The organism is Bacillus sp. RCC_6_1 (assembly GCF_041360755.1).
In the GTDB taxonomy this organism is placed as follows: Bacteria; Bacillota; Bacilli; order Bacillales; family Bacillaceae_G; genus Bacillus_A; species Bacillus_A cereus.
Genome location: NZ_JBFUPV010000001.1, coordinates 130233 through 151492, shown reverse-complemented (window position 1 = coordinate 151492; position 21260 = coordinate 130233). Strand labels below are relative to the sequence as shown.

The following is a 21260-nucleotide window of genomic DNA, read 5'->3' as shown; positions in this document are numbered from 1 at the left end:
TCATGTATGAGTCATTCCTTTTTTCATAGATTAACTTGCCTGTTTTTTATTATTTTCTTTCAATTTCTCTGCTTGTAAAAAGCGATTCGTTTCAGCAACAACAATACTACTTAATCCAATTAGACCAATCAAGTTTGGAATTGCCATAAGTCCATTTGCAATATCAGCAAATGTCCATACGATTCCTAGCTTTAAATTAGCACCAATTGCAATCATAACAATAAAGATTGCTTTATAATATTTAACTGCACTTTCTCCGAATAAATAAGCTACACATTTTTCTCCATAATACGACCAGCCTAAAATAGTAGAGTAGGCAAATAAAATAATTGCGATACCGAGAATCATACTACCAGCAGTACCAAATACAGATTGGAATGCAAGTGTTGTAGCTTCAACGCCAGTTTTACCAGATTTCCAAGCACCTGTAGTAATTAATACTAGTCCTGTAATTGTACATACAATAAACGTATCTAGAAAAGTACCAGTCATTGAAACTAAAGCTTGCTTTGCAGGCGAATCAGTTTTTGCCGCCGCGGCGGCAATAGGTGCACTTCCTAAACCAGCTTCGTTCGCAAATACACCACGCGCCATTCCGATTTGGATAGCTGATGCAACTGTTGCCCCAATAAAACCACCAGCAGCTGCTGTACCATTAAATGCACCAGAAAAAATAAGTGAAAATGCTTCTGGAATTTGGTCGTAGTGATAGAAAATAATTATAAGACCAGCAATTATATAAAAGAAAGCTTTAATAGGAACGACATATCCCGTCACTTTCCCAATTTTTTTTACACCGCCTAAAATAACAATTGCGATTAAAAATGACATTACTATACCAGTTAAAGCAGGAGGGAAAGAGAAATTAATTCGCATTGCCTCTGCAACTGAGTTAGATTGCACCATATTACCAATACCGAAAGAAGCAGTTGTGCCGAATATAGCGAATAATACTGCCAGCCATTTCTTACCTAAACCACGCTCTAAATAATACATTGGTCCACCTGAATATTCACCATTTTCATTACTAACACGGTATTTCACTGCAAGTATTGCCTCGGCATACTTTGTTGCCATACCGAATAAAGCGGTAATCCACATCCAAAATATTGCACCAGGACCACCAATTGTAACAGCTGTTGCAACACCGGCTATATTTCCCATACCAATCGTTGCGGCCATAGCTGTCATAAGTGCTTGGAAGTGACTAATATCTCCAGAAGAAGAGGTATCTTCTGATTTTTTAAATGCTAGTTTGTGAGCGTATAATAGTTTACTAAACTGTAAACCTTTTAAACGCACTGTGAGAATGATACCTGTTCCAACGAGTAGCAACAAAGTTGGTAATCCCCACACGTATTGATTCAGTTGTTCTAATACTTTACTTACTGTCTCCATCTTTATTCTCCTTTTTTAGAAAAAATAAAAACCACTTCAAGTAAATGAAATGGTCTCTGGAGAAACAAGGGATAGAAAAATAAACCGATACAATCGGCTTTTTCTTTCGCTTGTCTCTGTCCTTTTACCTGAGAGATTATCCGCTGTAGTAGCGGATTTGCTCCTTCGGTGCTCGTTTTCCTCCGCGCTCTATGAAAGCGAGAGGGAGTCTCTCCAGAGATTCGTCCCCATGCAGTTCTACTTGTAACCAAGACCTGAGAGTTTCAAAGCTGGTATAACAACTTTTTGCCCCGTCGGTAGATCAATAGACCTTCTCCTGAATGGTTCATCCGAATTATAAAATTTATAAACACATTGATTGTAAATCAATAAAAACATTATAGACATACAAATTGTGAATTGCAATCATTTTTTATTTTAAAATAGTAAATAGTTTTATTTTTTTGTAAGTCCTAATTTATCTTCAACTTCATTTAAAGTAGATAAAGCGATGACAATATGTTGATCCGCAAGTCCTAAAGCTTGTTTTGTTTTTTCAATAGTTTCATCGGTTGGAGTAGAGTTATTTGCTCCGTCTATAATTAAATTTGCTGCATTTTTCATGAAATTTGATGCGGATTTAAACTGAGTTGTGAACTGAAGTAGTTGTTTTTGTATATCTATATCTGTTATGTTTTCTTCAATTTTAAGCGTGTCTATTTCGTTCATAATTGTTTCGTACTGCTTGGAAACAGCACTCATTGTAACTAATAGTTTATTTCGATCTACTGAATCTCCATTCGTGTTAATCTCTTCCCAGGCAGGTAACCAATCTTTTTCGATGATGTCATTATAATGAGTAGTCAATTCATTAATTTTAGGTTGTAATTTAGTTTTGAAAGTTTTTGTCTCCGCTGTTTCTACAGTTGCTTTTTCGTGGTTATTTTTAACATTAGTAACGTAGAAAATTGTACCAAAAATGATGAAAATAGAAATAACAACTGTCCATTTAGTAAAAAGTAATTTCTGCAATATGTAACGCCTCCAAAATTTAAAAACTTATAATTATAATATATAATAATAATGTTGTTTTAAGTAGAGAAAATAGGTTAGAAATAATTAAAATTATTTCTTCTCTATACATAAATAATTAAAGTTAGTAAAATGATGAAAGTTATATGTGAGAAAAGAGGGTTTTTAGTGAAAATGAATAGAAGAAAACTAGTTTCAAGTATTTCAATGGCTATGTTATTAGTTGGTGTAATTGCATTCATATTTATGAATAAAGAATCTAAAATTAAAGGTTTTCCAGTACCAATGTCAGCAATTCATATTAACGATGATAAGGAAGAGGACTATCAATATATAAGTGTAATGCCGATTACAAAGGCGAGTGGATGGGAGAACTTAGGGGAAAACGGGCATACTGTTAGTTTTAAAAAAGGGGAGCGGAAGGTAACAGTAGTACATTATCCAGGAGACATTACGTATTATTTATTTGAGAAAAAGATGAATAAGGGAGATTAGCTAAAGATGTAATTCATTAAGAGTTACATCTTTTTTTATTCTGAATCATTTGAAATTAAATTCGATAGATGTTTTGATAGATGTAGTGATAAATATGATTAGTTCTATATGTCTATAAAGAGTATTAGGGTGATTATAAAAATATTATGTGAACTAATTATTGTGAGAAGAAGATAAATTATATGCTAAAGGGGGAATTAAAAATGCTACTAAAAACAATCTACTGTAAGGTGGAAGAAGAGAAAAAGGAATTGTTTTCAAATGCGCAAGGAAAATGGCGTGATATACGGCACCTAGATGGGTTTCATGGACAATTTGGTGGATGGTATGAAGATGAGGCATGTGTATTTACTTTATGGGAAGATAGAAGTGCATATCAATCATTTATGAATGGTGCTCACGATACAATTTATTTAAATAGTAATCAAGAGGATACGTTTCTTTCATGTGAAATTGAATTATTTCAAACGTTGTATGATATAACTGATACGCATTTGAAAGACGTTGTTACAGAAGGATCATTCGTAAGAGTTGCTATATGTGATGTAAAGATGGAAAAGGAAAATCATTTTTTACATAAGCAAGAAACAATTTGGAATAAAGGAATGGAAAAAGCAAAAGGAATGTTAGGTGGAGTAGTTGGGAAGTCTTTAAAAAATAAAAATCGTTACATAGTGTTAACGTATTGGAAAGATGAAAAGACGCATCAACATTATGTGGAAGAGATTTTCCCAGGTTTATATAAATTAGCTAATATTCATGAAGAGATAGAAGAGATAAAAGGAAAACAAGCTGTATGTAAGGAAGAATGGCTTGTATATTAAACGCTGAAAAAGTGCATAAATGAATGTATAATAAAGATATTTTCTTATAAACAAGTAATTAATAGAAGACGTTATATACCCTTTCATGTTAATATATTTAAGTTATAATAGGAGGCTTACCCTTTTGTATTGTACGGTAGAAGCAGTGTGAGCTTGAAATTTTTTTAGAAAAGGATGTGCCTAATTTGCGTATCAATAAATTTATTAGTGAAGCTGGAAAAGCGTCTCGACGTGGAGCGGATAAACTAATTAATGAGAGAAGAGTAATTATTAACGGTAAGGTTGCAAAAATTGGTGACCAAGTGAACCCAGGTGATGATGTACGAGTAAATGGAGAGCAGCTTCGAATTGCTCGAGATCACGTATATATCGCTTTAAATAAACCAGTAGGTATTACATGTACGAGTGAAAAATCAGTAAAAGGTAATATTATTGATTTAGTGAATCATCCTTTACGAATTAGTCACATTGGACGTCTTGATAAAGACTCTGACGGTTTAATTTTGTTAACGAATGATGGCGATATTGTTAATGAGATTTTACGTGCTGAAAACAAACATGAGAAAGAATATATCGTTTCAGTAGATAAGCCAATTACACCTGATTTCTTAGAGAAAATGGCAGCGGGTGTTAAAATTTTAGGAACAAAAACGCTTCCTTGTGAGATTACACAGTTATCAAAATATGAGTTCCAAATTATTTTAACACAAGGGCTAAATCGTCAAATTCGCCGTATGTGTGAAGCTTTAGGTTATCAAGTATACACGTTAAAACGTACGAGAATTATGAATATTGAATTGAATAATTTACCAGTTGGGCAGTGGAGAGATTTAACGAAGAAAGAGAAAAGACGTCTATTTGCAGACTTAAATTACGAACCACAAGATTGGTAAAATTGTGAAGTGAAACCAAAAAAAATTGGTTTCACTTTTTTAAATTAAATAAATAATTTTTTTAAACACTTGCAAAAATAAAATGAATAAGATATATTAAATAACAATAAATGGATGTTTTACAAAAAGCAAAGAAAAGGACACGAGTTATTTTACCCGGTTATACAGAGAAGGAAGGAAAGCTGAGAACTTCCTAACGCAGAAAAATAACTTACCACCTTAGAGCTGCACTAGGGAAATGAAGTATCTAGTGCCGTGTATGCGACGTTATCGCAAAAGAAGCCATTATGTTTTTTGTGATGGGAATCTGGGTGGAACCACGGATATAAGCATATTCGTCCCTATATTTAGGGATGAATATGCTTTTTTGCATTCAATTTCATAATAAGCGAAGAAAAGGACACGAGTTATTTTACCCGGTTATACAGAGAAGGAAGGAAAGCTGAGAACTTCCTAACGCAGAAAAATAACTTACCACCTTAGAGCTGCACTAGGGAAATGAAGTATCTAGTGCCGTGTAAACGACGTTACCGTAAATGAAGCCATTGTATATTTACAATGGGAATCTGGGTGGAACCACGGGTAAAAGCACGCTCGTCCCTATTTTAGGGATGAGTGTGCTTTTTATTATGAAATGGAGAGATGAAAAATGAAAGAACAAATGATTGAAATTAAATTTCCAGATGGTAGCGTTAAAGAATTTGTAAATGGAGTTACTTTAGAAGAAATTGCTGGATCCATTAGCAGTAGTTTGAAAAAGAAAGCAGTCGCGGGGAAAGTAAATGATGGATTATATGATTTACGCCGAAATATTGAAGAAAATGCGGAAGTGGAAATCATTACTATAGATTCAAATGAAGGGGTAGAAATTGCAAGACACTCCGCGGCACATATTTTAGCGCAAGCTGTAAAAAGATTGTATGGTGATATAAATCTTGGAGTAGGACCTGTTATTGAAAATGGATTTTATTATGATATGGATCTTCCAAGTAGTGTAAACATAGAAGATTTACGAAAAATCGAAAAAGAAATGAAAAAGATCATAAATGAAAATATAAAGATAGAACGAGTTGAGGTTTCTCGAGAAGAAGCAGCTAAACTGTTTCAAGAAATGAACGACCGCTTGAAATTAGAACTTTTAGAAGCAATTCCTAGTGGGGAAAGTGTAACACTATATAAACAAGGTGAATTTGTAGATTTATGTAGAGGACCACATTTGCCATCTACAGGTTATTTGAAAGCATTTCAATTAACTCACGTTTCCGGTGCATATTGGCGAGGTGATAGTAATAACCAAGTGCTTCAGCGCATATATGGTGTTGCATTCTCTTCTCAAAAAGAATTAGAAGAGTATTTACATTTCGTTGAAGAAGCAGCAAAAAGAAATCATCGTAAGTTAGGCAGTGAGCTTGAGTTATTTATGTTTTCTGAAGAGGCTCCGGGAATGCCGTTTTATTTACCGAAAGGACAAATGATTCGTAACGAATTGGAAGCATTTTTAAGAGAAATTCAAAAAGAGTATAAGTATCAAGAAGTACGCACTCCGTTCATGATGAACCAAGAAGTATGGGAGAGATCAGGGCACTGGGGACATTATAAAGATAATATGTATTTCTCTGAAGTAGATAATAAAAGTTTTGCATTAAAACCGATGAACTGCCCAGGGCACATGCTTATGTTTAAAAATAAATTGCATTCTTATCGTGAATTACCGATTCGTATGTGTGAATTTGGTCAAGTACATCGTCATGAATTTAGTGGTGCGTTAAACGGATTATTAAGAGTACGTACTTTCTGCCAAGATGATGCACATTTATTTGTAACTCCAAAACAAATTGAAGATGAAATTAAATCAGTAATGGCGCAAATTGATTACGTATATAAAACTTTTGGATTCGAATATGAAGTAGAGCTTTCTACTCGTCCAGAAGATTCAATGGGTGATGATAAATTATGGGAGCAAGCAGAAGCGGCATTAGAAAATGTATTACAATCGCTAAATTATAAATATAGACTAAATGAAGGTGACGGTGCATTTTACGGGCCGAAAATTGATTTTCATATTAAAGATGCTTTAAATAGAAGCCACCAGTGCGGAACAATCCAGCTTGATTTCCAAATGCCAGAGAAATTTGATTTAAATTATATAGATGAAAATAATGAAAAGAAAAGACCAGTTGTTATTCACAGGGCAGTTTTAGGGTCATTAGATCGCTTCTTAGCAATATTAATTGAGCACTTTGGAGGTGCGTTCCCGGCATGGGTGGCACCAGTTCAAGTGAAAGTAATTCCAGTTTCAAATGCAGTACATGAACAATATGCCAATGAGATTGCACATAAATTAGCACAAGCTGGAGTTCGTGTTGAACAAGATGCACGAGATGAAAAATTAGGATATAAAATAAGAGAAGCACAAATGCAAAAAGTACCGTATGTTCTTGTTATTGGTGATAAGGAAATGGAAAACGGAGCTGTAAATGTACGTAAATATGGGGAAGAGAAGTCAGAAGTTATTGCGCTAGACGTATTTGTGGCAACTATTGAAGAGGAAATAAAGAATAGAAAATATTGATTGTAAAGAAAACACACTATTAGCAATTAGTGTGTTTTCTTTTTTATCTTACAAAAATGTAAGGTAAATGTAAGCGAAATCGAGGGAACGAGTTGTAGAAAAATGAGAATATGAAGTAGGAAAAAGGTTCATGTTACAGGTGTAACTCTTCTTGAATGAATAATTAAAAAATTCTTAAGAATTCACATGACAAAATAATAAGAAATATGTGAGAAATTAATTTTATACAAAAGGGATGGAGTGAAAGAGATGTCAACAAATGTAGTTACTGTAGAAAGTGTAGAAAAAACGTATGGGAAAAGAAATGAGAATCAGTCAAAAGCATTAAGGGGTGTATCGTTAAGTATTAAAGAAGGAGAATTTGTCGGGATCATGGGACCTTCTGGGTCTGGAAAAACGACTTTACTTAATGTGATAAGTACACTTGACCAAGCGACAGGTGGTAGTGTGACGATAGCTGGTACAAATATTACTTCTATTAAGGGCAATGCGTTATCTGATTTTCGCTCTCAAAAATTAGGTTTCATTTTTCAAGATTTTAATCTTCTAGAAAACTTATCAATTTATGAAAATATAGCTTTACCACTTTCTTTGCAAGGCGTACCGTCAAGTGAGATTACTGGAAAGGTAAATGACGTTGCGAAGAAATTAGGCATCACCGAAATTTTAACAAAATATCCGACGGCTGTTTCTGGAGGACAAAAGCAAAGAACAGCGGCGGCAAGAGCTTTAGTACATAATCCAGCAATTGTATTAGCAGATGAACCGACAGGTGCGCTTGATAGTAAAAACGCAAAAAGTTTATTAGAAGCGATGCAAGATTTACATGAAAATCACAATGTAAGTATTTTGATGGTTACACACGATGCATTTAGTGCAAGTTATTGTGAGCGTATTTTATTTATTCAAGATGGTCTTCTTTATAAAGAATTAAACCGTCAAGGTACTCGAGAGAATTTCTATCAAGACATTTTAGGTGTGCTCGCTCATATGGGCTCAGCTGCTGAGTCTAAGTAGGGGGTGAAACTATGTTATTTAAATTATCACGTCATAGTATGAAAAAGATGTTAAAAGATTATATGGTTTTACTTATTGGCCTCGTTATTAGTATTAGTATTTTCTACATGTTCCAAACGATGGCGATGAATAGTGAATTTACAAAAGATAATAGTCTAATTAGTAGTATAAGGCTCGTCTTCTGGGTAGGTGCAATACTATTATCCTTCATTACTGTATTTTATATTATATATGCCAACTCTTTCTTGCTCACGTTAAGAAGAAAAGAACTCGGTATGTACATGATGCTTGGTGCGAAAAAGAAAAAAGTAGCACAGTTATTATTTATTGAAACATTCGGTATGGGTATTGTCAGTATTATTATCGGTATTTTAGTAGGGATGTTACTTGCAAGTGTAGCAGGGAACTTTTTAATGAATGGAATGGAAATTTCAGCAAAAGGTAGTTACGCATCTGTATACACACCAGCAATTTTAGTCACAGCTATTTTCTTCTTAATACTATTTTTCATTACTGGCTTAATGAACAGTGTCCGATTATTACGTAAAACTGAATTAGAGTTAATTCGTGAAGATGAAACACTAGATGAAGTGAAGAAAAGTAAAACTCGCATTATAATAATGACAGTACTTGGTGTATTACTAGTAAGTACAGGGTACTATTTTATGATCAATGTAAAAATTTATGCTGAATTAGGTTTTATTATAGCAACCATCGTTACAACACTTGGAACATATTTTATCTTTAGTTCATTACTCCCGTTTTTTGTGATGAAAATTAAGGGGAATAAAAAACGAAATGAAACTGGTCTAAATAGTTTTACATATGCACAGCTGCGCTTTCGAGTAAATAGTTTATCGAGAGTATTAGGTACTGTAGCAATGTTAATTGCATTAGGCGCAGGTGCGATGACGGCAGGTATGGCGTTCCAAAAAAATGTAGGTATTATGACAGACTTTTCTCGTGTATATGATGTTGTAATTCATGATCCGAATGATCAAGACAAAGCTGCCTTAAAAGAAATGGAAATTATTGAAGAAAGCAAGTACAAATATAAAGTAGATGGAGAAGCGGTTTATTATTTACGTAACGACTTAACTGCGAAACCGCCACTTGTTTCAGACCATTTTGATACAAAAACTTTAAAAGAGCCTGTTCGCAAACGTGTGACTGAACCTTTAACTGAACCTGTATATTCAGCTTTAGAGGCTCCTGAATTAGCAAAATTCCCTCATATGCCAAAGGATTGGGAAGACGCAGTTGTAAGAGAGATACAAATTACGCATAATCAATTTAGCGGAAAACCAGTAAGAATTGCAGACGAAGAGCATTATAAAGGGATTCAAGGAACAGAACATACTGTAACATTAGCAAAAGTAGATGATATGAAAAAATATAAACCGTTATTGATCGAAATAGACAAGAGACAAAAAGCACAAATTGAAAAAGCAACAGGTGAAAAGGTAGACTTATTTACGAAAATGACAATTTATCAGTTTATGAACAGCTTCATGAGCGGAACAATGTTTATGGGATTTTTCCTCGGAATTGCGTTTTTAGCAATGATGGCAAGTTCCCTTATGTTCAAAATATTAACAGGTGCTTCTCGCGACGTACGCCGTTATGAAATGTTACGAAAAATTGGTGTGAGACGCAGTATGTTAACGAAAAGTATATATAAAGAAATTTCATATTTATTTATCTTCCCAGCGATCATTGGCATTTCCCACGTATTAGTAGGGCTTAACTTATTCAGCTTTATATTAGTTGACCCGTTTGTAAAAGTATGGGTGCCAATAGGAATCTTCTTAGTCATTTATTTCATGTATTACTGGATAACTGTTCAACTTTATAAAGGTATGGTAATGCCGAAAGAAGAGGTAGCTAAATAGTTTATGAAAAGAGTCCTTGTGTTGAAAGCAAGGGCTCTTTTCTATGTGTTTTTATAAAAATGTGTATGCGAGATGTTTTCAAATCTTTCTGTAATGAATATAACTTGTTAGACGTAATTCGTTATAACGTTGGATTATCACATTCTCAAACTGTCTTATTAGAAAAGGATTAAAAAAATCCATTGCCTACTAAGGTGATTGAAATGAAGCTACCGTTTTATTGCCTTATGGGGAAATATGACTATAACACTTCATTCCATGCAGCAAAAACATATTTTGATAAGATAGAAGCAGATCAAAAACAATTTATTACTTTTGAGAAATCAGCTCATTATCCACAATTTGAAGAGAAAGAAAAATTCTATAAGTGGATGTGCGATACATTCATAAAATAAAGTATATCCGAACTTTAGAGAATTGAAATAGTTAGCGAGATGTATAAAGATTTTTAGATGCATAGTATTACATAGTATTAACTGAAGCGAAATTAAATAAAAAGACTCTTGATAAAAAATAAGAGTCTTAAGTACAACCAACTATGAATGACTTTTCTTTTTATAAAGAGATACAAAAATAAAAAAAGATAGCTGAAGACAAATTGTTTTCAGCTATCTTTTTTCGTTTAAAGTGGAGGTAAATCAATCTTACCTTCTTCAAATAATTCTTTTATCATATGCTTCGTATAACCAGCGGCTTGACCAAATGTGATTTTTGCTGGCATTGGTGCTTCGTTAGCATCTACAACTACATCAATAATACACGGTTTATTTTGTTTTACTGCATTTTCGAAAGCGGGAAGGAGTTCATCTAAATTCTCAACACGGTATCCAATACCTCCACACGCCTCTGCATATTTTGCAAAATCAGGGTTCGTTAAATCTGTTTCGAATTCGATATTACCCATGACTTCTTGCTCGAATTTAATCATCGCAATTTTATTATTGTTTAATACGACGACAACGATTGGTAATTTATATTTTACAGCTGTTACGAAGTCATTCATCGTCATTCCAAATCCGCCATCACCACAAACTGCAAATACTTGTTTATCCGGGAATGCAATTTTTCCAGCAAGAGCACCAGGTAAACCGCAACCAAGTGTTGCGAGCCAGCTAGAAATGACAAATTGCTGGTTGGTCATACGGAAGTGTCTTGCGGTCCATACTGTTACATTTCCAACATCGACTGATAGAATTGCGTCATCATGTGCTACTTGCTGCAGAGCATGCATAACGCGTTGTGGTTTAATTGGAATGGAAGAGTCTTCTTCTTGATCGTGTAATTTATCTTCCCACTTTTTCATCATTTCTTGGTGCTGTTCTAAGAAGGAATGATCTGTGTGTTCTTCAACATTTTCAATTAACCATCGTAATGTTTTATCAGCATCACCAGTTAAACCAATATCTGTCGCATAACGTTTCCCAATTTGGGCAGGATCTGTATCGATATGAATTGTTTTTGCTTTTTCAGGTAAGAAGCCGGTGAACGGATAAGAAGTACCGACCATAATTAAAGTATCTGCATGCTTCATTGCTTCATAAGAAGGTTTCGTTCCAATTAATCCCAATCCACCAATACAAAGAGGGTGTTCATCAGGAATAATTCCTTTAGCTGGTAATGTAAGTACGATTGGAGCACCAATTTGTTCTGCCAATGCAAGTAAAGATTCTCTCGCATGTTTTGTTCCTTTTCCAGCTAAAATCACAGGCTTTTTCGCTTCATTTATTGCGAGTTTCGCTGCATCTAAATCTTCTTTTTGTGGAAACAACTCAGGCAAAGTAAAAGAAGTATTTGTAACACGGGCACCATTTTTCACTTCAAATTTCGGGACATCATCTGGAATAGTAAGAACGGATACACCTTTTTTCGTATAAGCCATTCGAATTGCTTGATTCACTACGGCAGGTAGTTGCTCTGCTGACATAATACGCTGGTTATAAACCGCAACATCATCAAACATTCTTTCTAAATTTACTTCTTGGAAAAAGTCCGTTCCAAGTAAATCGGTTTCTACTTGACCTGAAATTGCTAGAACAGGGGCTTTATCGAGTTTCGCATCATATAAACCATTTAATAAATGAATAGCACCAGGTCCTGCAATTGCCATACAAACGCCAAGTTTTCCTGTTAATTTCGCATAGGCAGCCGCTGCTAATGCACCAGCTTCTTCATGGCGAACTTGAATGAATTTAATTTTATCTTGTTTTTTTCTTAAAGCTTCAATGATAGAATTAATGGAATCTCCAGGCATACCGTATATGTGCTCTACTCCCCAATCAATTAATAAATCAACTAATGCTTCACCTGCTGTTTTCCCAAACATAATTGTTCCTCCTTATAATAGGTAGATAACATTATGTTTTGAATAAAAAGGAAAAATATACAAGTAAGAAATTTATCTAGTTATTTGTAATCCAAGAATCAGTGTGGGAGGAACAAAAGCTTCACTTTAGCAACTTTAAAGATGACCAGCGAATAAAGTGAACACTGTTATTAGTAAAAAACCACTAGTTGCCCACATTAGAAATGTAAGGAAAGAGAGCTGTTTCTTAGCTTTCCAAAGCATTTCATGAATTGTGACATATCCAAGTGAACCAATAGCACTTCCCATAATGAGGCCTTGCAGGTGAAGAGCTTTTCCTTCCATCAAAATGCCAAAAACTGTGCCAGTACCGAGAATAAGAGAAAGTAATAAAGTCGTTAATAAAAAGGAAATATATTTATGTTTTGTAAAAAGAAATGGAATAATTAAAGCTAATCCTTCTGGAATATGGTGAACGACGATTGCTATTAAAAAGGGAATGGCAGAGTCATTATGATTTATAAAAGCTGTACCTAACGCAAATCCACTCGGTATATTATGAATAAATATAGCGAAAGAGAGAAAAAGAAAGGTTTGCCATGCTTGTTGATCTTTTTTATGTATCATTGGATGGTGACAATAGTTATCTAATAAGCCCATAACTAAAATACCGATAGCTATACCAAGTATAGGTCCAATCATTTCATAGCTTGAAAATGTTTCAGGAATAATTTCAAGTGACAATAACCCAAACAAAATACCGCCACATAATGCGTATAAACGATGCATCTTTTCTTCAATGAGTTGGCGTGTTGCTACTCCAACAGCACCGCCTAATAGTAATCCACCGAACGAAAAAAATGTTACAATCATTGGGATCCATAAACGTTCCATAGTATCACACTCCGATTCTATTCCCTTATTTTTAGCTTACGAAAAGAAAAGTTAGATTAGTCCAAGTAATTGTGTTTGAGTATAGAGAAAAAAGTAGTGATTCGTTATAATCTATATATTAAACTTAAGTGAGGAAATGAAAAGGGGAATTGGTTATGCAACAAATTAAAAAAATAGGAAACTCATTTTGGTATATGACACCTGTTTCTGAAACAGATAGACCTATATTAGGAATGGTTGTTGGAAAAGAAAAAACGTTAATGATCGATGCAGGGAATTCAGAAGAACATGCACAATTATTTTTAGAAATGTTAAAAGAACAAAATGTATCAAATCCTGATTTTGTAGCACTAACGCATTGGCATTGGGATCATATTTTTGGATTATCTGTATTACGGAATGCATTAACTATTTCGCACGCTGAAACGAAAAAAGAAATGCAGACAATAGTATCTTATGAATGGACAGATGAAGCGTTGGATGCACGCGTAAAAGAGGGTACTGAAATTGAATTTTGTGCGGATTGCATCAAGAAAGAGTTTGAAGAAAAAGCGAGAAATATTAACATTATTCCTCCGGCCTTAACGTTCCAGGATCAAATGGAATTAGATCTTGGTGAGGTGACATGCGTGTTAAAACATGTGGGCGGAGATCATGCACATGATTCAGTTGTTATGTACATAAAAGAAGAAAAGATATTATTTTTAGGGGACTGTATATATGCAGATATTTTTTCCTCGAAGTGGAACTATACGACGAAAAGAACGTTTGCATTAATAGATGAATTAGAAAAATTTGATGCTGAGACATATATTCTTTCTCATGGGACAGCTATAAATCGAGAAGAGTTTTTACAAGAAATTCATTTGCTAAAAACAGTAGGAACATATACAGAAGCTCATAAAGGCGATGAAGAGAAGATAAAGGCAGCGTATAAACAAGAGCTAGATAGAGAATTAAATGAAGATGAGTTAGAAACAATAACGTATTTTGTCAATGGTTATGAAATGAATAATCTGTAAGACACTACATTAATCAAATATAATTAAATTGCACAAAAAGAGTATTGAAATTTAATTCAATACTCTTTTAAATATTAAGTCCCAAGCAATTTCTAAATTTTTTGGCTGGTTCATCATCTGGATTTATACCACTTTCAAAACTGGTAGTGAAAGGTAACCACTGCCAATCTTCGCATCCTACAAAAGCTACTTTTGACCAATTCTCAATGAATTCAATGAAATTATTCGCAATCTTATACCCATGTCCTTCTCCATCGTCGTGGCTTAGGTAAATTATTGGAGCATCTATATCATCTTTCATATCAAATGCTAAATAATCTCCATTTCCCACTTCACAAAATGCTAATTTGTTGTGCCAAACTACATCATATTCATCATCTAGATTTGAAAAAAACTCGTCAACCAAGTCTTTACGTTCTTTTTCGAATTTAGAAAGACTTTCTAAACTCCAGTGGGGTGTTCCGCAAAAAATATCAGTAAATTCATTTGGTAGCTCTACATCGTCAGGTAAAAACCAGCGTAAGCTAAAATTTCCTGAGAACTCTAAAAGTACTTTTTTGAAGCTATTTGGTAGTTTAATATCCAGTTTTTCTTCTACTTGGATTATTTGTTCAAGGGAAGATGGTTCATCTATACAAACTTCTTGAACTTCACCACCTATGTATTTAATTCTAGAAGTTATAATTTCTATTCGTTCTTTTAGTAACTCATAATCCATCTTATCACCTCATGTTATATTAATTAAAGTATATCATTCTTAATAAATTTTTTTCGTGTTATTGAGGTTTCAAGTAGCAGCTTTTTTAGCTAATTTAGTAATATATTCAAAGAAAACATCGTGTTTTACATCGTAAACGACATTTACAGGTCGTCCATCAGCAGTTTCCTCTGTACGTCCTTGGCTTGGTCCGTATGTATGAACGATACTATTAATCGTTTCAGTTTTTGCAAGGCTAGTGTTTCCGACAAAAGCGGTAGTTAGTACATCCCATAAATAGTAAGTAGAGTTCGTTGAGAAGTGAACGAGAGGAGGGACCATTGCATAGCATTGACCAAGGAAATCCATACCAATATACTTTCGTTCTTTTGCCCATTGTTCACGTATGTTTATAGTTAACGGAACTTGGTTTGTACTTTCTAGTGTCACTAAGTCGATTTTAATTTTTGCATCCCATACACGAGCCACTGCTTCAGGGTCCCAAAACGAATTCCACTCAGCTGTTCCATCATGCTCTGGTTCATGTACATTGCCAGCTTTAAGAAATGTACCACCCATCCAAACAAGGCGTTCAATTTGATCTTCGATTATGGGAGCTTCATATAATGCACGAGCAAGGTCAGTTAGGGGCCCAGTAAATAATAAAGTTGTTTTTTCTTCCGTTTGTAGAAGCGTTTCTATTAAATGATGATGCGCAGGTTTTGCCGTCACGGGTGTTACAACTTTTCCAGACTCATTTAAAATTGGTAAAGCATCTACATAAAATGCATGCATCCGCCAGTCTTTCGGAAACGGGTTTTGCCCGCGAGAGTTTGAAGCGGCTACGGCAAAATTACCTTTGCCGAAGCGATCGATAATTTTACGACTGGCAGACATTGCGGGTTCTAAATAGCAGTCTGCTGGGATAACAGATACCCCCGTAAGTTCAATGTTTTCCATTTGAAGTAATAAAAATAATGAAATTAAATCATCTACGCCGCCATCATGATTGAAGTACACTTTTTTCTTCATTGTAATCTCCATTCTATATGATTTAGTTAGAAATTAAATATGAATTGAGGAAAAGTCATCAATAATTTCCACCACTTCAATTTCTCCATTAATCAGTAGCTCAGGAAGCTCATTTCTAATATTTCCTTTCCAATACTCTCTAGCTTGTTCGATTTTTTGAGAAAAAGGAATTCCATCTTCTTTCGGTAAAAGATTCCCGTCACCTTCAAAAGAACTTCCGATCACTCGTAGTTTAACAATCTGTAAAACTTCTCGATTGTAAGAATCAAATAGCGCTCTCCATTTCAAAGCATCCTCATAGCTTTTAGCAGCATATAAGCAAGATAATCTGGAAGGGTATTCAGGGAATTCTTGTAGTCTAACCATTTCTACAATTGTTTCTCTAACTGCTCTAATTGTTTGATCCATATAACTCATAACTACTTTAGTATTTTCATTATTTATATGTAATTCGTTATTTTTATAGTGTTTATTTAAAATTTGTATGCCATCTTCACCACTAGCATTTAATTGTTCTCTTTCAAAAAAGAAGTGATATAGAGTATTGTGTTGATTTTTGTTAAAAGGAATGATTTGTCCGATATGCATTTTTTTCCTTGTTACGATGTGATATGCGTAAAATTCTGCTTCATTCATGGTTGTCCTCCTAGTAATAATGTAATGAAATGTTAAATTTAGTAATTCAACATTGCGATATATATAACCTCTATAAGTAAAAGTGAGAATTAGAGTAGAAAGGAAAAAATATGAAAGCGTTTTAAATTTGTTCACAAAATGTTCACTTACGAAGGGGTTTCCAATGTCGATATAATGACAAAGACTCAAAGAGAAAGGATGATGAAATTTGCCAACAACAAGAAAGGAAAACCTCCAATTTGGCATGATGATGTGCCTTGGGATGGTTATCGTAATGACGTTTTACAATTTACTAATGAATGAAACAGGAGGACCAATTTATATTAAAGAGATTGCATTAGAACTATTAATTGGCTTTATTATTGCACTATTAATTGAAATATGTATCGTTGGACCTTGTGCGAAAAAAATTGTATTCATATTGCCATTTGATAAATCTAAAAAAATAAATATTATCGTTGCAATGGCGACAACTATGGTAATTGGAATGGTGTTCTTTATGTCATTTTTCGGTATGGCTATGATGTATTTACATGATGGACTACAAGGAGATTCATTTGTTTCCATTTATTTTTCGATTTTTATTAAAAATTTCATAATGGCATATCCATTACAATTAATTATTATGGGACCGCTTGTACGTTTCTTATTTGCAAAGTTTGTTATGAAAAAGAAATCTTTTAATGTAGCGTAATTTTTATTTATAAAACATTATATATAAATAATAAAAATATACACATCTCGCATTTTTGAGGTGTGTTTTTTTGTTCATTCCAAGTTATTTTCATAGTGATGTGACATTTGTCCTTTTGCCATTATAGGATTATAGCTTTTAATTAAGTCAGAAATAAAAGATGAGGAGATGATTTTTTGAAAGGTATTATATTTGCTGTTTTTGCGGGGATATTTATAACACTTCAAGGAACCTTTAATGCGAAACTTAGTTCACATATCGGTATATGGTCGACGAGTATTATAACCCATTTAATTGGATTCATTATTGCAACAACTGTATTTTTGTTAAAGAAAGAAGAGAAAATAACGGATTTAAAGAGTGTGAAAAAAATATATTTAACAGCGGGTGCATTTGGTGGATTCATTATTTGTGCAGAAACTATGGCGATATATGCACTAGGAGTTACATTGACAGCTGGCACACTTATGGTTGCTCAATTGTTAACGGCAACAGTTATTGAAATGAAAGGACTGTTTCATATAAAAAAGATACAGATGGAGAGATATCATATTGTGGGAACAATAATAATGATTATAGGTATTGTTGTATTTAATATGTAAATGAAAGGAGAAATGAATATGGAGGATAGATCAGGTTTAATTACGCATTATTTGAAAACCAATAAAACGCTCGAGGTTTTTTCAGAAATAGATACAGCTTATTTTCAATTAAATCACTTTGAAAAAGGCGAGCTCATTTGCAATATAGATGACGAAATGGATCGTTTATATTTTGTTGTTAAAGGTAAAGTAAAAGTTTACACGATTACATCTGAAGGGAAGAAACTAATTCTTCGCTTTATCAATCCATTGGCCATTGTTGGTGATATTGAATTAATTCAAAATAGCAAAGCGCATAATGTCGTTGAAGCTTGTTCAGATGTTGTAGCAATCTCTATTTCTAATACGGTTATTAGAAACAAGTTATTACATGATCCTATATTTATGAAGTTCTTGCTTGAAAACATTGCGAACACGTTAAAAATATCGACTCGTTTTACTGCTCTTAATTTACTTTATCCTGTAGAAGTACGTGTAGCTAGTTATTTGCTTTCAATTTCAACAGATAGTAACGGGAATATGTATAAAGAGGATTTGGATGCAACTTCGGTAACGAGTATTGCGGATTTTATAGGGGTAAGTTATAGGCACATAATACGGGTATTACAAAGATTTTATAATGAAAAATTAATTGAAAAGAGTAATGGAGTTATTGTAATTAAAGATTTTTGTAGAATGAAGGAAGTCGCTAAAGATAATATATATGAGCAATGAAAGGGAGGGGTAGATTTTGATTGGATTTAGTTTAGCTATATTAGCAGGAATATTAATTAGCTTACAATCTGTTTTTAATGCAAAAGTAAATGAAAATGTAGGACAGTGGTTAACGACTACATGTGTCCTTGGAATAGGTCTCATTAGTTCTATTCTATTTTATATCATTACAGAAAACAGTATTAACATTAAAGTGTATACTACAAATTATTTGTTTTATGTAAGTGGACTGTTTGGCATCGGGTTAATTATTTGCATAATGGGTGCAATAAAGAGCTTAGGTCCAGCATATACAGTGCTAATTAGTCTTATTACTCAATTGGTTGTTGCGTTATGCATTGATACATTTGGATTATTTGGAATGGAGAGTATTCCATTACAAGTAAATAAATTAGTTGGTATAGGTTTATTAATTGTGGGAGTAGGAATTTTTAAAAATCTATTTTTGAATAAGAAAGCTATTCATATAAATGAGGATAGTGTCTAAAGGATATAAAGGGGAAAAGTGTGAATGGTCAGAACTTATACATTTAGATAGTAATAAGTGAGCGATGAGGAGAGAGGATAAATGAATCAGTTAATGTTGCAAGATGGTGTACACTATTTGAAAATCAATGGGGTATTGCATTGGTGTAAAGTTGCAGGGGCAGCTCATAATACAGTTCCTCTCATTATTGTACATGGTGGTCCAGGTGGCAATCATTATGTATTCGAAAGAACACTTGGGTTGAGGTTAGAAGAAAATATGACTGTTGTTTATTATGAACAAAGAGGATGTGGTAGAAGTGAGGCACCACAAGATGACGGTGAGTACTCAATCAATACTCTAGTCGAAGATTTAGAGGAATTAAGAAAGCAATTACATGTAGAGAAGATAAATTTGTTAGGATATTCTTTTGGTGGACAACTTTGTTTAGAGTATGCTTTGAAATATCCGAAAAATGTTGAACAAATGGTATTACAAGCACCATCGTTAGATGATTTAAATGATATGTATACTGTGCAGATAGAAGGTTTTCTACAAGTAACGAAAGGAGAAATGAAAGAAGAAATATTGATAATAAGTAAGTCAGAAATTCCTTTAAAAGAAAGGTATAATCAAGTTTGGAGTATAGTTGATACAAAAGCTGTAGATCGATTATTGTTTAAAAATGAAGAATTTGCAAAGCTAAATCGGAGTCTTTGGGAGGAAAGTCAGTTAAGTAATACAGGGAAGATGAGCAAAGTTATTTTTGGAACAAAATCATCTTTACCGCTTATTGAGCGTATTAAAGGTTTAGAAATTGATACGTGTGTCATAGTTGGAGCGCATGACTATAACACGGGTGTAGGAATGAGTTATAGAATAACGAGACAATTGAAAAATGGTAAACTTGTTATATTTGAAAATAGTGGACATTTCCCAGATATCGAGGAGACGGATAAAGTATGTGAAACAATTATTGAGTTTTTGGAATAAAAGGGGGATATTAAGGTCGAACCGAATTAATAGAGTTGAATTGGTTATTGGGATATTAAATCATGTAATATGCTAATTGTTTACTTGTAATTGAGGAAGAATCAATTAGTGTATTTGGAAAATAAGTAAAAAAGACCTCGTAAGGTGGAGGTCTTCTTGATTTATTATTTAATATTTTGAACTTATATGAACTGAAGTAGAAGAGTATGATAAGCAATTTCAGGGAACGAGAATATAACCGAATATAAAATATTACTAAACGTATATAACTAATGAATACAATGTCTTTTTCAGTTATTAAGTTGTAAATCATTTTATGATAAAATCTTTTACATAATTTAATAAAGGGGTAGTTTTCAATGGGTTATTTCTCAAATGGTTTATTAGTTTTGTTTGTGCTAATCGTATGCAGTTGTATATTTTTTGGTTGATAATATAATGAGAGTCTTATATAAAAGAAGTTATCTTAAGTGAGATAACTTCTTTTTATTTTATGTTGAGAAGGAATTCTATCTTTCTTATTGAAGTTTGTTCTAGTTATTTTTACATCGATCAGATTTGTGTAATGGGAATTTTATGAAATATAAACAAGCCAGAGAATAGGGAGTATTGACATGGAAAATAGTATACGCTACACAAGTGAACATCCTACAGATTTTAATGGATTATTATCCTTATACGAATCTTTAGAATGGAATTCTCTTAAATTAACGGTTAACGAGTTAGAACGAATGTGTAAGCAAAGTTAGTATGCAATTTATGTTTTTGATGATAAGAGGTTAGTAGGGATGGGGCGTGTCATATCAGATGGAGTCATAACAGGCATTATTTGTGGAGTTGGTGTATTGCCAAAATATCAGTCTAGTGGCATCGGAAAAGAAATAGTGGAACGATTAATCCAGCACTGTGAACAAAGCAAGGTTATTCCACAACTTATGTGTGTAGAAAAATTGCAATCTTACTATGAATGTATAGGGTTTGAGGCATTCTCTATTGGGATGACAAAACATATTATAAGATAGAGGCGCTTTATTCCGCTATTTGCCGGGCAGTAATACCCCACTGATTAAAGTTTCACTTTATATTTTCAGTTTACTCGTACATAT

Annotated in this window: 19 protein-coding genes, 2 pseudogenes, 1 riboswitch and 2 other annotated features; of the genes and pseudogenes, 14 read left to right on the top strand and 7 right to left on the bottom strand. The window is 33.5% G+C overall.

What is annotated here, in order from left to right; translation table 11 throughout:
• Positions 1-30: 30 nt before the first annotated feature.
• Positions 31-1398, bottom strand: coding sequence for an alanine/glycine:cation symporter family protein (locus AB6801_RS00685; protein ID WP_000451039.1), 1368 nt, complete (start codon positions 1396-1398; stop codon positions 31-33).
• Between the two features lie 106 nt (positions 1399-1504).
• A riboswitch (glycine riboswitch) is annotated at positions 1505-1625 on the bottom strand.
• A 208-nt stretch (positions 1626-1833) separates the two neighbouring features.
• On the bottom strand, positions 1834-2409 hold the full coding sequence (locus tag AB6801_RS00680) for a hypothetical protein (protein ID WP_001170884.1): 576 nt from the start codon (positions 2407-2409) through the stop codon (positions 1834-1836).
• Positions 2410-2541: 132 nt separating this feature from the next.
• Between AB6801_RS00680 and AB6801_RS00675 the strand changes: the two genes are divergently transcribed.
• The 7 genes and pseudogenes from AB6801_RS00675 to AB6801_RS00645 all read left to right on the top strand — a co-directional run.
• Positions 2542-2904 carry a hypothetical protein gene (locus AB6801_RS00675; protein ID WP_002061304.1) on the top strand — a complete coding sequence of 121 codons (363 nt, stop codon included), beginning with the start codon at positions 2542-2544 and terminating at the stop codon, positions 2902-2904.
• Between the two features lie 203 nt (positions 2905-3107).
• Entirely contained in the window at positions 3108-3728 is a 621-nt protein-coding gene (locus AB6801_RS00670) for a YdbC family protein (RefSeq protein ID WP_000925166.1), read from the top strand.
• 185 nt (positions 3729-3913) lie between these two features.
• On the top strand, positions 3914-4621 hold the full coding sequence (gene rluF, locus AB6801_RS00665) for a 23S rRNA pseudouridine(2604) synthase RluF (protein ID WP_001222170.1): 708 nt from the start codon (positions 3914-3916) through the stop codon (positions 4619-4621).
• A 122-nt stretch (positions 4622-4743) separates the two neighbouring features.
• Positions 4744-4967, top strand: a binding site (T-box leader).
• A gap of 36 nt (positions 4968-5003) precedes the next feature.
• Positions 5004-5226, top strand: a binding site (T-box leader).
• 44 nt (positions 5227-5270) lie between these two features.
• A complete protein-coding gene (gene thrS / locus AB6801_RS00660) occupies positions 5271-7193 on the top strand; it encodes a threonine--tRNA ligase (RefSeq protein ID WP_000663093.1) in 1923 nt (640 codons plus the stop codon).
• 249 nt (positions 7194-7442) lie between these two features.
• Entirely contained in the window at positions 7443-8210 is a 768-nt protein-coding gene (locus AB6801_RS00655; protein WP_370941021.1) for an ABC transporter ATP-binding protein, read from the top strand.
• An 11-nt stretch (positions 8211-8221) separates the two neighbouring features.
• Complete coding sequence (locus tag AB6801_RS00650) at positions 8222-10102, top strand: FtsX-like permease family protein (RefSeq protein ID WP_097999396.1); 1881 nt, start codon at positions 8222-8224, stop codon at positions 10100-10102.
• Between the two features lie 92 nt (positions 10103-10194).
• Positions 10195-10497, top strand: a pseudogene (locus tag AB6801_RS00645) (hypothetical protein); the annotation flags it as partial.
• Positions 10498-10724: 227 nt separating this feature from the next.
• Here the strand turns inward: AB6801_RS00645 and AB6801_RS00640 are convergent.
• The gene (locus AB6801_RS00640; protein WP_370941020.1) at positions 10725-12425 is read right to left on the bottom strand and encodes a pyruvate oxidase; all 1701 of its coding nucleotides are present in this window, start codon (positions 12423-12425) and stop codon (positions 10725-10727) included.
• Positions 12426-12560: 135 nt separating this feature from the next.
• The gene (locus AB6801_RS00635) at positions 12561-13298 is read right to left on the bottom strand and encodes a ZIP family metal transporter (protein WP_000440616.1); all 738 of its coding nucleotides are present in this window, start codon (positions 13296-13298) and stop codon (positions 12561-12563) included.
• A gap of 155 nt (positions 13299-13453) precedes the next feature.
• Here AB6801_RS00635 and AB6801_RS00630 point away from each other — a divergent pair, with 155 nt between their 5' ends.
• Positions 13454-14320, top strand: coding sequence for an MBL fold metallo-hydrolase (locus AB6801_RS00630; RefSeq protein ID WP_001184099.1), 867 nt, complete (start codon positions 13454-13456; stop codon positions 14318-14320).
• Between the two features lie 67 nt (positions 14321-14387).
• Here AB6801_RS00630 and AB6801_RS00625 read toward each other — a convergent pair whose 3' ends face one another.
• From AB6801_RS00625 to AB6801_RS00615, 3 genes are all read right to left on the bottom strand, one after another.
• Positions 14388-15038 (bottom strand): SMI1/KNR4 family protein, encoded by a 651-nt coding sequence (locus AB6801_RS00625; RefSeq protein WP_097999395.1) that lies wholly within the window; start codon positions 15036-15038, stop codon positions 14388-14390.
• 69 nt (positions 15039-15107) lie between these two features.
• Positions 15108-16061: a nucleoside hydrolase gene (locus AB6801_RS00620; RefSeq protein ID WP_097999394.1), complete on the bottom strand. Its 954-nt coding sequence runs from the start codon at positions 16059-16061 to the stop codon at positions 15108-15110.
• 21 nt (positions 16062-16082) lie between these two features.
• On the bottom strand, positions 16083-16685 hold the full coding sequence (locus tag AB6801_RS00615) for a DUF2441 domain-containing protein (protein WP_001001048.1): 603 nt from the start codon (positions 16683-16685) through the stop codon (positions 16083-16085).
• A 208-nt stretch (positions 16686-16893) separates the two neighbouring features.
• On the opposite strand from AB6801_RS00615, the gene AB6801_RS00610 reads away from it, so the two are divergent.
• The 6 genes and pseudogenes from AB6801_RS00610 (at position 16894) to AB6801_RS00585 (ending at position 21176) form a co-directional block, all read left to right on the top strand.
• Positions 16894-17379 (top strand): DUF2798 domain-containing protein, encoded by a 486-nt coding sequence (locus tag AB6801_RS00610; protein WP_097999393.1) that lies wholly within the window; start codon positions 16894-16896, stop codon positions 17377-17379.
• Positions 17380-17555: 176 nt separating this feature from the next.
• On the top strand, positions 17556-17981 hold the full coding sequence (locus AB6801_RS00605) for a DMT family transporter (RefSeq protein WP_000676014.1): 426 nt from the start codon (positions 17556-17558) through the stop codon (positions 17979-17981).
• 18 nt (positions 17982-17999) lie between these two features.
• A complete protein-coding gene (locus AB6801_RS00600) occupies positions 18000-18695 on the top strand; it encodes a Crp/Fnr family transcriptional regulator (protein WP_061655763.1) in 696 nt (231 codons plus the stop codon).
• A gap of 16 nt (positions 18696-18711) precedes the next feature.
• Positions 18712-19182: a DMT family transporter gene (locus AB6801_RS00595; RefSeq protein ID WP_000579010.1), complete on the top strand. Its 471-nt coding sequence runs from the start codon at positions 18712-18714 to the stop codon at positions 19180-19182.
• A gap of 81 nt (positions 19183-19263) precedes the next feature.
• A complete protein-coding gene (locus tag AB6801_RS00590; RefSeq protein ID WP_001072688.1) occupies positions 19264-20154 on the top strand; it encodes an alpha/beta fold hydrolase in 891 nt (296 codons plus the stop codon).
• Positions 20155-20768: 614 nt separating this feature from the next.
• A pseudogene (locus AB6801_RS00585) lies at positions 20769-21176 on the top strand (GNAT family N-acetyltransferase).
• Positions 21177-21260: the final 84 nt, after the last annotated feature.

What these genes read in the sequence shown, in the direction of transcription:
- AB6801_RS00685 (WP_000451039.1), bottom strand. Translation starts at nt 1,398, where the DNA reads ATGGAGACAGTAAGTAAAGTATTAGAACAACTGAATCAATACGTGTGG.
- AB6801_RS00675 (WP_002061304.1), top strand. Translation starts at nt 2,542, where the DNA reads ATGATGAAAGTTATATGTGAGAAAAGAGGGTTTTTAGTGAAAATGAAT.
- AB6801_RS00670 (WP_000925166.1), top strand. Translation starts at nt 3,108, where the DNA reads ATGCTACTAAAAACAATCTACTGTAAGGTGGAAGAAGAGAAAAAGGAA.
- thrS (WP_000663093.1), top strand. Translation starts at nt 5,271, where the DNA reads ATGAAAGAACAAATGATTGAAATTAAATTTCCAGATGGTAGCGTTAAA.
- AB6801_RS00655 (WP_370941021.1), top strand. Translation starts at nt 7,443, where the DNA reads ATGTCAACAAATGTAGTTACTGTAGAAAGTGTAGAAAAAACGTATGGG.
- AB6801_RS00650 (WP_097999396.1), top strand. Translation starts at nt 8,222, where the DNA reads ATGTTATTTAAATTATCACGTCATAGTATGAAAAAGATGTTAAAAGAT.
- AB6801_RS00640 (WP_370941020.1), bottom strand. Translation starts at nt 12,425, where the DNA reads ATGTTTGGGAAAACAGCAGGTGAAGCATTAGTTGATTTATTAATTGAT.
- AB6801_RS00635 (WP_000440616.1), bottom strand. Translation starts at nt 13,298, where the DNA reads ATGGAACGTTTATGGATCCCAATGATTGTAACATTTTTTTCGTTCGGT.
- AB6801_RS00630 (WP_001184099.1), top strand. Translation starts at nt 13,454, where the DNA reads ATGCAACAAATTAAAAAAATAGGAAACTCATTTTGGTATATGACACCT.
- AB6801_RS00625 (WP_097999395.1), bottom strand. Translation starts at nt 15,038, where the DNA reads ATGGATTATGAGTTACTAAAAGAACGAATAGAAATTATAACTTCTAGA.
- AB6801_RS00620 (WP_097999394.1), bottom strand. Translation starts at nt 16,061, where the DNA reads ATGGAGATTACAATGAAGAAAAAAGTGTACTTCAATCATGATGGCGGC.
- AB6801_RS00615 (WP_001001048.1), bottom strand. Translation starts at nt 16,685, where the DNA reads ATGAATGAAGCAGAATTTTACGCATATCACATCGTAACAAGGAAAAAA.
- AB6801_RS00600 (WP_061655763.1), top strand. Translation starts at nt 18,000, where the DNA reads ATGGAGGATAGATCAGGTTTAATTACGCATTATTTGAAAACCAATAAA.
- AB6801_RS00590 (WP_001072688.1), top strand. Translation starts at nt 19,264, where the DNA reads ATGAATCAGTTAATGTTGCAAGATGGTGTACACTATTTGAAAATCAAT.